General features: G+C 63.3%; 9 protein-coding genes and 1 tRNA gene. 2 read left to right on the top strand and 8 right to left on the bottom strand.

Going from position 1 to position 12,318, the window contains the following annotated elements; translation table 11 throughout:
* Nucleotides 1-187 precede the first annotated feature (187 nt).
* The gene (locus M3G19_RS11050) at nt 188-382 is read right to left on the bottom strand and encodes a hypothetical protein (protein ID WP_259902675.1); all 195 of its coding nucleotides are present in this window, start codon (nt 380-382) and stop codon (nt 188-190) included.
* Between the two features lie 234 nt (nt 383-616).
* A tRNA-Arg gene (locus tag M3G19_RS11045) sits at nt 617-693 on the bottom strand.
* A 196-nt stretch (nt 694-889) separates the two neighbouring features.
* On the opposite strand from M3G19_RS11045, the gene M3G19_RS11040 reads away from it, so the two are divergent.
* Complete coding sequence (locus M3G19_RS11040) at nt 890-1,435, top strand: YceI family protein (protein WP_259902674.1); 546 nt, start codon at nt 890-892, stop codon at nt 1,433-1,435.
* Nucleotides 1,436-1,511: 76 nt separating this feature from the next.
* On the opposite strand, the gene M3G19_RS11915 is transcribed toward M3G19_RS11040, so the two are convergent.
* The 6 genes from M3G19_RS11915 to M3G19_RS11010 form a co-directional block, all read right to left on the bottom strand.
* Nucleotides 1,512-1,913: a PspC domain-containing protein gene (locus tag M3G19_RS11915; protein ID WP_311198360.1), complete on the bottom strand. Its 402-nt coding sequence runs from the start codon at nt 1,911-1,913 to the stop codon at nt 1,512-1,514.
* Between the two features lie 92 nt (nt 1,914-2,005).
* Nucleotides 2,006-2,494 carry a MarR family winged helix-turn-helix transcriptional regulator gene (locus tag M3G19_RS11030; RefSeq protein WP_259902673.1) on the bottom strand — a complete coding sequence of 163 codons (489 nt, stop codon included), beginning with the start codon at nt 2,492-2,494 and terminating at the stop codon, nt 2,006-2,008.
* A gap of 75 nt (nt 2,495-2,569) precedes the next feature.
* Nucleotides 2,570-5,230, bottom strand: coding sequence for an AAA family ATPase (locus M3G19_RS11025; protein ID WP_259902672.1), 2,661 nt, complete (start codon nt 5,228-5,230; stop codon nt 2,570-2,572).
* A complete protein-coding gene (locus tag M3G19_RS11020; protein ID WP_259902671.1) occupies nt 5,230-6,447 on the bottom strand; it encodes a metallophosphoesterase in 1,218 nt (405 codons plus the stop codon). Before M3G19_RS11020 ends, M3G19_RS11025 begins: the two co-directional genes overlap by 1 nt.
* Nucleotides 6,448-6,515: 68 nt before the next feature.
* Nucleotides 6,516-7,340 carry a hypothetical protein gene (locus M3G19_RS11015; protein ID WP_259902670.1) on the bottom strand — a complete coding sequence of 275 codons (825 nt, stop codon included), beginning with the start codon at nt 7,338-7,340 and terminating at the stop codon, nt 6,516-6,518.
* Nucleotides 7,341-7,369: 29 nt separating this feature from the next.
* Complete coding sequence (locus tag M3G19_RS11010) at nt 7,370-10,420, bottom strand: DEAD/DEAH box helicase (protein ID WP_259902669.1); 3,051 nt, start codon at nt 10,418-10,420, stop codon at nt 7,370-7,372.
* A gap of 149 nt (nt 10,421-10,569) precedes the next feature.
* Between M3G19_RS11010 and putP the strand changes: the two genes are divergently transcribed.
* Complete coding sequence (gene putP, locus M3G19_RS11005) at nt 10,570-12,129, top strand: sodium/proline symporter PutP (RefSeq protein ID WP_259902668.1); 1,560 nt, start codon at nt 10,570-10,572, stop codon at nt 12,127-12,129.
* The last annotated feature ends 189 nt before the right edge of the window (nt 12,130-12,318 follow it).

Below are 12,318 nucleotides of genomic sequence, written 5' to 3'. Positions count from 1 at the left end.
GCAAGCCACTCTTTCTCGTGGTTCGATGCCGAAATGCTTTGTTCCGCCATTCGCATCGCGCGGTCTGCAAAGGTGGGGTCAACTTGCCGGTATGCCTCCAGGGTCTCCGGTGAGGGGGCCGGGGCGCTCCACACATACGCGGAGCCTCCAATCTGCCGGGTGACCTCCTCAACGAGTTCAGCATCGATTACTTCGCTGGGAGAACCTTCCGAATGCTGTTATCCATTGCGTTGAACGTCGTGCTCCACCCGTTGTAGATCGTCGCCCAGGGGTCGTTGGCCCTCATGCGGGCCTGCGTCCGCAACGGCCGGGGGTTCGTCTCCATCATGTCCACTCCCCGACGACGTGCTCGACCGGCGGCGCTCCTCATTTTGAGGGTCATCGTTCATGCACCTTCTTACTTCCGGTAATGGCACTAACGAGCAACTGGAGTTTGCAGTCTAGCGCCAATTCAACCACAAGATATCCGCCCACAACATACAGAGCCACCAAATAAGCGCATCAGAGCGCCACGACCCCGGTAAGCGTCGATTCACCCCACATAAAAAGTCGCCCAGACAAACTCATAGCCGCGGACCGGATTCGTTTCGGCGTTGCAGAAAAACACCACGTCAGATGGTGTCCCCGACAGGACTCGAACCTGCGACCTTCGGTACCGGAAACCGATGCTCTAATCCACTGAGCTACGGAGACATCGCTTGTAACAGCGCTCCTTAATCTAGCACTCCTTAAAGCACGGTCGCTAATCACCTCGGGAACGGCGGTGAGCTGCATAGATTCGCACCGTTGACACACCGGATAAGCAGCCGTACGATGGGGACCTGCACGCATTGTAGACGTGTCAACAAGATTAGAAAGCCACTTTAGAACAAGGAGTCCCACCCACCCTATGACCACGCAGAATTACACCGGCGTTTACGACCTCGACACCGCGCACTCCTCCGTCGCATTCACCGTTCGCCACGCAATGGTGACCAAGGTGCGCGGCGAGTTCACGGACTTTAGCGCCACTCTTACCGCCGACCAGGACAACCCGGCAGGCAGCAAGGTGGAGGCGACGGTGGAAACGGCCTCCGTCGATACGCGCAATGCCGACCGTGACGCACACATCAAGAACGAGGACTTCTTCGACGTGGAGAAGTTCCCGCAGATGACCTTCAACTCCACGTCTTTCGATGTCGACGCATCCGGCAACGGCACCGTCACCGGCGACCTGACCATCAAGGGCACGACCAAGCCGGTCACCTTCGACGTCGAGACCTTCGGTGTAGAGGAAGACCCGTTCGGCAACACCCGCTTGGGCTTCGAGGCCCGCACCACGATCAACCGAAAGGACTTCGGCATCGACTTCGAGGCCCCGCTGAACTCCGGCGGCGCACTCGTTGGCGAGAAGATCACCATCGAGATCGACGGCTCCGGAATCAAGCGCGCCTAGCCATAACGGCCGCACAAACAAAACGGCAGTGCAGGTACCCACACTCCTGCACTGCCGTTTTTGTGACTGAAAACCCCTAGTAGGTGGGATCCGGAATGACGATCCAACAGATGAGGTAAATGAGAAGACCGGAGAAGCCCATCACGGTCGCGGCGACAAAGAGAACGCGCACCAAAGTCGGATCAATGTCGTAGGTCTCCGCGATGCCGCCGCACACACCAGCAAGCATGCGGTCGTTCGACGAGCGGTGCAGCTTGCGCTGCCCCATCGGCGTCTGCTGCTGGCTCTGCTGAAAGCCGCCCTGCTGGTACTGGGTTTGGCCCGTCATGTAGTTCGGATTGCCCTGCTGCGCGTCAACGTCGTAATACGCGTCGCCGTTGCCTGGGTTATCGGCCGAATTATTGGCCGCGAAATCCCCGGGATTATTTTCCGGGTTATTCGCGCCGTTGTTCTCGTACGGGTTAATCGGAGTGGACATCGTGGGCCCTTTCAAGTGGAGTGGAGTGGAGTGGAGCGTTTTGCCTCTTCAATTTCCATTCAACCCCTACACGCTGTTATTGGCAACGCCTTTTAGTCGCCAATGGGAATCTTGGGGTCCACCACCGCTTCATCGAGCGCCAGGACACTGTCGAAGAACCGACGGATGGCGGGGATATCTGCCGGGTCGAGATGGTCGAAGACGACTCGACGGACAGTTTCAACATGGTCGGGCACGGCACGCTGGAGGCGCTCGAAACCGGTGTCCGTCAGGCACACGAGGACACCGCGGCCGTCGGACTGGCTCTTCTCCTTCGTCACCAGACCACGGCGCGCCATGCGGGTGATCTGGTGGGAGGTCCGGGAGCGGTCCCAGTTGAGGTAGGCACAGAGTTCGCGCAGACGCAGGCTGCGGTCTTCGGCCTCAGACAGGGAAACGAGAACGGCGTACTCGGGGCTTGAGAGATCAGAGCTGGCCTCAAGCGAGTCGTCGACAATGCGCTGCAGTTTCCTATGCGCGGCAAGCAAGCAGCGCCAAAACACTTGTTCCTCTTCGGTGAGCCAGCGAGGTTCTGCGGTCATGTCACCTAGATTACTAAACGCGGATACTACCAGCGAATTCAAAACTCAATTCGCTCAGGCAAAGCTGCTAGTGTGCTAGCGGCCGCCTTTGAGTTCTTGAATCGAAGCGCTGCGGGCTGCGGCGACACGGTCGAAGCGCTGCGGGAAGCATGTCAGAACGAAGACCTGGGAGTTCTCCCCTACCTGGGAAAACAGTGCATTCATTCGGGCGAGACGCTGCGGGTCGGTCGCGCCGAGCGCATCGTCGACAACGACTGGGACGCGGGTCTCGTCGGAGTCAGTGCCCGCGCCAGCGACCATGTCAGCGATGGCGAAACGCGTGAGCAGGGCCATTTGCTCTTTCGCTCCACCTGAGAGCTGAGCGAGATCAATCGTCGTTCCGTCGAGGGTGCGAGCCTCGACGCTCAGTGCGTCGTCGAGTGTGAACTCGGTGCCCGGCCCGAAGATCTGGCTGGCATAGCGCTGCAGCGATTGCGCGAACGGTGCGGCGTATTTCGCGCGGGCGGCGTCGCGGTACTCGACGAGCATCTCGCGGAGCAATTTCACGGCATTTGCTTTGCGACGCAACCTGTCCCGCCCCACACGCGCCACCTCCAGCGCGGCACGTGCGTGGTCGAGCTTCTCCCCTTCTCCTTCCGCACTGGTGACGCGGGACTCGAGCTGCAGGCGCCGGTCGCGCGCTGCGTTGTAGCGCTTGGTGAGGTTGTCCAGACGGTTGCGGGCGCCGTCGCGGAGCCTCTCCGCCTGTGTCGGATCAGCCGCCGCGACCTCCTCTGCGATGTTGGCGGCTTCCGTGGCAGCGGACTCGCTCGCCGTCACAGCGGTATCGCGGGCAGCGACCAAGGCGTCGTCGGTGTGCTTCTCACGTGCGGCGGCAAGATCACTGCGGGCGCCACTGGCGGTGGATTCTAGCCCGGCGATCTGAGCTTCGAGGGCGACGAGCTTCGCGTGCTCCGGCCTGGTGCGCAGCTGCACCAGCTCGAGGGCTAGATCGTGAACAGCCCGGGCGATCTCCTCGACCTCTGCACGTGCGGTGTCGACGGATGCCTGCGCGTCGTCGACGGACAACGACTCAGACTCAGATTCCTCGACGAGTTCGGTAAGACGCGTGTGTTCGTGGCGCACCTCGTCGGCGTCACGGCCGCGGAGGATGTCATGACGGCGGTCGATCGCGGCGGTGAGAGCTGCAGCTGCCTCGCGGTGGGAATCGCGCAGCGCACGAGCTTCGTCAACATCGGCGCAGCCGAGTGCGCTGATGAGGCGTTCGAGTTCAGCTTCGGCGTCGCGGAGCGCGTCGAAAGCGGTGTCGGTGCCGGCGGCGGCGCGGTAGGTCAAGGTGACATCGCCGATGCCGAGTTCAGTTCCGTCGTGCAAGGCGATGGACTCAGGCTCCCCGCCGACGGTGTGACCGCTGCCGTCAACGGTGATGGTGGTGCCGTCAGGAGCGGTGATGTCGACATGTGCGGCAGCGGCATCGCGCAGGCGGCGCTGCAGGGCGACCTCATTGGAGGCAGTCTCCACGGCGCGGACATCATCATCGGTGACTGGGCGGTCCGGCGCGGTCTTCCGCAGGCGAGCGATCTCGGCGTCAGCATCGTCGAGGCGGGCCACGGTGTCGGCGAGATCGCGTAGGCGCTCCGCGGCTTGGGCCACGGCGAGGGATGTCTCCGCCTCGGCGAGGCGCTGACGTGCGGTGGTCTCTTTTTCGCGGGCCTCGGTGTGACTCTCCTCCTTGGCTGACAGCGCTTCTGCTTCAGCGCGGTCGCGCTCGCGAGCGGGCTCGAGGGACTCGTTGACGGAAGCGAGTTCGGCCTCGACCTCTTTCACGCGGGCGATAAGGGCGGTGCGGCGCTCGAGGTCCTCTTCGATGCGCTCGACATCGACGGCGGCGCGGGCCGCTTTTTCTTTGGCTGCATCGAGCCTGCCGGCCAGCTCTTTCGCCGCGGCGGCATCTTTCTCACGTTCGGCGAGCTCTTCTTCTGCACCTGGCAATTCGGTTTCGATCTCAGCCATCGTGGCTTCACTTTGGGCGAATTCGTCGACATCGCGCTCATAGGAAGCCAGGTTGGCTTCAGCTTCACGGACGGCATCTTCAGCTTCAGTGACGGCCTTGTCGACGTCGGTGAGCACCCGCTTGTCGTTGCCCTTGCCGGTGAAATACCGGGCGAATTCGGCTTCGACGCGCTGCATCAATCCGGAATCGTCGAGGGGTGCCTCGGAGGAATCAGCAGACGAACCGGACACATCGGTCGATGCCTCCAACGCGCGGGTGAACGACGGGATGCCGGCGGCGGAGATGGTCTCGGGGAAAGCGCCTTGGCGGAGAAAGAGTGCGTCGAAAAGCTCTTGGTCGACGTGCTCGGCGAGGATCTCCCCCAGTCGATTGTGGGCCTGCTCTCCTGTCAGCTCTTCGCGGCGAGGCGCGGTGATGGTGAGCTCAGCTTTGCCCTTAGCGCCTTTGCCGAAGCGCTTGTGCACGGTGAAGGTGTAGGGGCCGACAGTGGCGGCCAGGGTGACCTCCGGCTGCTCGTCGCGGCCTTTCGGGTAGAGAGCCCGGATCTTCGCGGCGGTGGAATCGTGCTTGACGGTCAGCACTGCGTCGAGCGCGTCCAAGATCGTGGATTTGCCGGCCTCGTTCTCGCCGTGAATGAGAATGACGCCGGTGTCCGGCAGGTCGGTGAGCTCGAGGTGCTCGACTGCCCGGACATTGTCGATGATCAGGGAGTGGATACGCATTAGTTCGGCTCCTTGCTCAGGCGGAACAACAGGTTGACGGCGTCGCGGGCGGAGGCGGCTCCCTCGGGGTCGGTCGAGACGGAGGCCATCTCGAGCAGGGTGGACATGGCATCGCGGGCATAGCCGGAGAGCGGCAGGTCGGTGAGTTCCTCGTCGCTGGGCTCGAGGTGGAGGTCCATGAGGCGCTCACGCTCGTACAGTGCGCCAAAGACGTTCTCCTTCGCCGCCAGCCCCTCCTCCAGCTCACGGGTCGCCTCCAGCCCGAGCGTGCCGGCGATGGAGTATTTCACCACCGTGCGGGATTTCTCCGGGTATGCCTCGAGCTGGTCCAGAAGGTCTTTCACGTCGGAGGAATCGGAGACCTCGAAGTGGAGGGCGTCGAAGGTCCATTCGCCCACGGTGCGCTCGTCGACGCTCACCTCGGAATCTGCGGCGGAGCGCTTGTCCACGCCGACCACCAGCGCCTTGCCCGAATTCACTTCTCCACCCTCGACGTTGTCGCGGCGGTCGTGGAAATCGGTGACCTCGGGTGCACCGGAGAACCACACGCGGCCGCTGGTACCGATCGGCCCGGCAGAGTGGGTGTCGCCCATGGCCACGTAGTCGATGACGCCGGCACCGAGCGCTGCCTCGAGACCGGGCAGGTCGATCCGGTCAGGCTTGTTCTCCCCACTGCGGTCCTCGCACTGGCCGTGGGCGACAAGGATGCGGATGGCGTCGGTCGGCTCGAGCCCGGCGAGAGCCTTCGCCGCGAGGTCTTCTGTTGCGTAGCGGGCCAGAAGCGGAGCACCGACGAGCTCGACGCCGGGACGGACCTCGACCGGCGTGGAATCCGCCAGCACGGTGATGTTGTCGCGCTGCGCGACGCGCTCCAGGGCGGCGCCGGGCAACAGCGCGTCGTGGTTGCCCGGCAGCAAATAGACCGGCACGGGCAAGGCACCGAGCACCTCGAGCGCACGGTCCATGGTCTGGGGGTTGAGTGCATTGGCATCGAAGACATCCCCGGCCACCACAATGAATTCCGCACCCGTCTCGGTAGCGAGATCACCGAGGCGGGAGATGGCGCGCAGACGCGAGTCGTTGAAACGCGACTGTGCGTCGTCTTCCAAGAACCAGCGAGTCATGCCCAGCTGGAAATCGGAACTGTGGATGAACGTGACGTGCTGGGCACCGGAGTGCGCGCCGGCAGATGTCGTGGACTGTGCGCTCGAGGTCATGCTGCTAGTACTACCACCGAGGGTGAACCATGCGGTTGACATGGGCGTATGTGGGCGAACAGATGTTCTTATCGGCGGGTGAGTTCGTCGTAAAGATCCTCGAGATCGGACACGGCGCGCAGCTGGTCAATATTGGTGAAAGAGATGGTCTGCATCGCCTTGTGCAGCAGGTCCAAGTCGGAGTCCTCGATCATCGGGGCGACCTTCGGGTCAGGCAGGTTGGGCAGGATGTGGCCGTCCCAGAAGAACTCGGAGCCTTCGCGGGCGGATTCCTTGGCCCGCTCACCGGCTGACTCGCGAAGTTGACGCTCAAGGGTATTCAGGTCGAGGTTGCGGAGGCGGAACAAGAGGGTGGGGTCGGCGTCGATAAGCTCTGCTGCTTTGATCGCGGCGGCGACAGCGTGCTTGCACACGCGAGTCTCATCCGGGCAGTCGCAGCGGAAGCGGATCTTCTCGTCCTCGGCGGCGAAGAGGCAGTCGAGCAGCTCACGGGTGAAATAGCCGTTGCGGACCTCGGCGAGCGCATTGGCGTTGTGCGCCATGATTCCCAGGGCTTCGCGGATGGTGCCGGTGTCGCGATACGGAAGGATGACCAGCGTGGTGAACGGCTCGTTCTGGGAACCGGCGACCGTGGCAGTGAAACGGCCGGGTTCGGGGCGGATGTCCACGACATTGCCCTGGTAGGCGTAATTGCGGCCGCGGGAGAAACGTCCTTGGTCGGTGCCCTGCTGCGCGGCGCGGTAGATGGCGCGGGCGGGCTCGTTGAAGCGCAGAATCTGCGAGCGGACCTCCTCGGACACGCCGCGCGGCGTGGTGGTCTCGGCGGCGCTGTCGACTTTTTTGCGCGAGCCGAAATTCACAAAGGTGACGTTGTCCATTGTCGGCCGTGGCATGTCTGCTCCTTTCTTCCCTTCTCGCCTGCCTATTCGCTGGTCCGGTAGCTCATGAGCGTAGCCAGATCCTCGGTGTCCAGCTCGGTGATCCAGCCTTCGCCCTCCCCCACGACGGCGCCGGCCAACTGCAGCTTGCCGTCGAGAATGTCCTGGATGGATTCTTCCATCGTGCCGCGGGTGATCATCTTGTACACCTGAACATTCTTCGCCTGGCCGATGCGGTAGGCGCGGTCGGTGGCCTGGTTTTCCACCGCCGGGTTCCACCAACGGTCCATGTGGACGACCATGGAGGCGGCGGTGAGGTTCAACCCGGTGCCGCCGGCGCGCAGCGACAAGATCATGGCGCGGGGGCCGTTCGGGTCCTGGAAGTCATCGACCATATCGTCACGCTGCTTCTTGGACACCCCGCCGTGCAGGAACGGAATGGCCTGGCCCAGCCGGTCGCTCAGATACGGCTGGAGAATATCGCCGAAGGCCTTGTACTGGGTGAAGACGAGGACGCGCTGATCGGTGCGCACGGCGTCGTCGATAAGCTGCACGAGTTTTTCCACCTTGCCGGAACGGTGCTTGCCCTTGATGGTCACGGCTGAGCCGTCGCCCAGGAAGTGCGCGGGGTGGTTACAGATCTGCTTGATGCGCGTGATGGTCGACAGCACAAGCCCCTTGCGCGCCATGCCGGTGCGCTCCGCGAGCTCTTTTTTCATCGCCTCGACGAGCGCGGTGTAGATCGCGGCCTGCTCGTCAGTCATGTCGACGGTGACCACTTCCTCACTCTTTTCCGGCAGGTCCGAAATGATCGCCGGATCCGTCTTCAGCCTGCGCAGCACGAACGGCGCGGTGAGTCGCTGGAGACGTTCCTGCATCTCGTCAGCCAGCTGCTCGTCCCGGCGCGACTCGATCGCTTTGGCGAAGTGGTTGCGGAAGAAGCTCTGCGAACCAAGAATGCCGGGGTTGACGAAGTCGAGGAGGCTGCGCAGCTCCGCCAGCCGGTTCTCCACGGGAGTGCCCGTCAGCGCGATGCGGTGACGCGCGCCAATCGCACGCACGCTTTGCGATGCCCGCGTGGACGCATTCTTGATCGCCTGCGCCTCATCGAGCACCACATGGTCCCAGTCGATGCGCCCCAGCTGTTTGTAATCGCGGGAGACCACGCCGTAGGAGGTGATGAGCAGATCGAGCTTGTCGATCTCGTCGATCAAGGCATCGCCCTTGAGGCGGCCTTGCCCGTGGTGGACGCCGACGCGCAGGCCCGGAACGAATCGCGCGGCCTCACGCGCCCAGTTCCCCACGACCGAGGTCGGCGCGACAACCAGCGTCGGGCCTGTCCTTTCGTCCTTGTCTGCCTCGACCGCGAGCAGCGCGAGCAGCTGGAGCGTCTTGCCCAAGCCCATGTCGTCGGCGAGGACCGCACCGAGCTGGTTGCGGGACATGAAGTACAGCCAATCGACGCCGCGCCTCTGGTAATCGCGCAGCTCCACCGTCACCGTGTCCGGGATGGGCTGGCGCTCCGGTGCCGGACGGTCCGTGCCGCCGATGAGCGCGTCCATCCACGCGGGCGAATCGACGTCGCCGGCGATCTCGAGCGCCCCGCCTTCGGATTCCGCCGCTGCCTCGAGCGCGAGCTGGCGCAATTCCTCTGCGGTAATGACGCCTTCGTCCACTTCCTTCTGCGAGAGAGACTCTATATATTTGCGCGACTTGGCCAGTGACCGCGCGTCCGCCATCACCCACTGGCCGCGCAATTGGATCAACCCGGACTTCGAGTTGATCAGCAGACGCATCTCTTCCTTAGTCAATTCGGTGTCACCGACTGAGAGCGACCAGTCGTAGGAGATCAGCTGATCCACACCGAAGCGGCGGACCGTCGCCTCGTCCGCATGATCGTCGTTCGTACCGACAGTGAGCTTCGCCCGCGTCTCCATCCGCTGCCACGACCGCGGCAGCATCACGGTGATGCCTTTCATCTGCAGCCGCGTCGCGTCACGGGCCACCAGCTGCATGAGCTCCTCGGTGTCCAGGTACGCGTCCCAGTCTCCGTCGCGGTTGGTCAGTGGAGTCTGCGGCAGCCGCGGGTGGCGCTCCGGGTCAACCAAGTCGGTGACTTCCACGGCGCGGCGCAGCTGTTCGCGCAGGCTGGACAAGGTGGCCACATCCACCTCGTCTAAGTGAATCGGCTGCGGCGCATCCGTTCCAGCGCGGACCTGCGCACGCACCGGCCACTGCACCTTCGCCGGATCCAGCGGCGTGTTGTTGTCAGTGCCAGTGACATCGGCGAGCTCGCTCAGCATCGCGCTGGCCGGGTCAGCATCCACCGCCATTGACACCGGGTCGGACGGTTCCTCCACGATGAAGACCAGCTGCACATTCACAGCGGTGATCGAGCCATTCCAGTGCGCGATCTGCTTGGACACGCTCGATCCGCCGCGGCGCAACGGCTGGGAGGTGAGCAGCGCTTCGGCGAAATCATGCCACGGGTACGCGCGTTCCTGGTCCTTCAGGTGACTCAAGTGCGCGCTGGCGATCCAGTGGACGAGCGTGGTGGCCACGTCCTCACCCAGGTTCATATTGTTCGCGGTGACCACGCCCGGCGCGGCCGCGATCATAGACGCCAGCCAACCGCGCTCCTCCAGCCCGGTGCCTAATTGCCACTCCGGGTACCACGCGCCGTCCGACGGGCGGACGCGGATGCTCACGCGCCCGGCGCGAACGAACCGCGTCAACCCCACGTACAGGCGGATGATCCAGTACAAATCCGGGGCGATCGCTTGGCGTTGGGTGGCGGTGGCGGCGGGGGACGCGTCGTCGAGAAGCGAAATATTGCTCAAAAACGCGACTGTCTCTTCCGGCGAGAACGCCGCAGTCGGCGCGCGCAGCTGGAGCTGCCGACCGCGCGGCGTTTGCAATGTGATCGCATCGCGGCGGCGGAACTGCGAATCCTTCAGCATGTTCTCCACCATCGGCGGGAACGTGCCCGACGGGACCTGCGACGGCAGCAAAATCTTATGCCCGTCCACACGTTCAACCCACAGGTTGAGGCCCGTAGCGGGCAGCCACAGGCCGTGCAGAAGGAATTTAGGCATAACCTCTTTTCTACCACCGTTGGCACATCGCACACTCAGGGCGAAAATGAGACCTATACCACCCTGTGTGATCTCGTACGTTATCCTGACCATTGCTTCTGAAAACCACGAGCCTTTAAAGCTACGGGCTTCTAGAACAAAGGAGATCTATGTCCGAGAACACATGGATGATCATTGCAGTGGTCATCTACTTCGGAATGATGCTCGCCATCGGTTATTACGGATGGCGCAAAACCACCAAGTACGGCGACTACGTCATCGGTGGCCGCGACCTTCCCGCTTTCGTCGCCGGCATTTCCGCCGGTGCCTCCGATATGTCCGGCTGGCTGCTGATGGGCCTGCCTGGTGCGCTGTTCGTCTCCGGCATGAGTGAGCTGTGGATCGTCATCGGTCTGTTCCTCGGTGCCTTGGCTAACTGGCAGTGGGTCGCGCCCCGCATGCGCGCCTACTCCGAGGTGGCCAACAACTCGATCACGCTTCCGAGCTTCTTCGAGAACCGCACCCACGACCAGACACGCGCGCTGCGCATCATCGCGGCCGTCATCATCATCTTCTTCTTCACCTTCTACGTCTCCTCCGGCATGGTCGCCGGCGGACGCTACTTCGAGTCGACCTTCAAGGGCGACTACCTGTGGGGCATGCTCATCGTCGGCGCGATCACCGTCGTGTACACCTTCGTCGGCGGCTTCTTCGCCGTGTCCTACACCGATGTCGCGCAGGGCATCCTCATGTTCCTCGCACTCATGATCGTCCCGATCATGGCGCTGTTCGCACTGGACAACGCCGGCGAGATCTTCAGCTACCCGCTGAATAACCCGTACGGCCCGCACGAAGAGGGCAACCCGACATTCTTCAACTTCTTCGCGGGCGTGTCCGCCGCCACCATCATCGGCAACCTGTCCTGGGGCTTCGGCTACATGGGCCAGCCGCACATTGTCACCCGCTTCATGGCCCTGCGCAGCCCGTCCGAGGCACGCGAAGGCCGCAACGCCGGCATGATCTGGGTGGGCATCTGCTACATCGGGTCTGTGTTCACCGCCATCATCGGTGCTTCCTACTTCGGCACCACCCAGCACTCCGTCACCGACCGCGAGGGCTTCGAGACGATCTTCCTGGACATGACCTACCTGCTGTTCCACCCGCTGTTCGCGGGCCTGGTGCTCACCGCTGTCCTGGCCGCGATCATGTCCACGATGTCCTCCCAGCTACTGGTCACCTCCTCCGCCCTGATCGAGGACCTCTACCGCGGCTTTGCCAAGAAGGAACTGACCGGCCCGGGCCTGCTCATCGCATCCCGCGGCATGGTCGTCCTGATCGCTGTCATTGCCGTTCTGATGGCGCTGAACCCGTCGGACACCATTCTCGGCCTGGTCGGCTTCGCATGGGCTGGCTTCGGTGCCGCGTTCGGCCCGGTCGTCGTCGCCTCCCTGTTCTGGCGCCGTCTGACCGCCCCGGGCGCCATGGCCTGCATGATCGTCGGCGCCCTGACCGTCCTGGTCTGGGGCTACCTCCCGGCGACCTCCGACCTGATCTACGAGATGGTTCCGGGCGTCCTGTTCGCCACCATCGCGATGGTCGTTGTCTCCCTGGCCACCAAGCCGAAGCCTGAGTCCGAGGCGGAATTCGACCGCGCCGGCAAGGTCTTCGACTACGCCATGGAGCACCCGGAGCAGAGCTTCGACGACGCGCTGGAGCACACCCCGCGCTAAGCAGCTAGCTCTCGCCCGGCTCACATGAGCCGACGTTGCAAAGGGCGGGACGTACGGTTTCAACTCCGTGCGTCCCGTCTTTTTCATGCCGGCTGCGTTTGGGCCCCACTAAGCGATGGCCCCTTCTTTGGGCCCCACTATGCGATGTCCACTATGCGATGCCGTTTCCAGGCGAAGCGCGACCTGGGG

It is taken from the genome of Corynebacterium sp. p3-SID1194 (assembly GCF_025144155.1).
In the GTDB taxonomy this organism is placed as follows: domain Bacteria; phylum Actinomycetota; class Actinomycetes; order Mycobacteriales; family Mycobacteriaceae; genus Corynebacterium.
The sequence above is the reverse complement of the archived record's forward strand: the minus strand, read 5'-3'. Positions and strand labels throughout refer to the sequence as shown.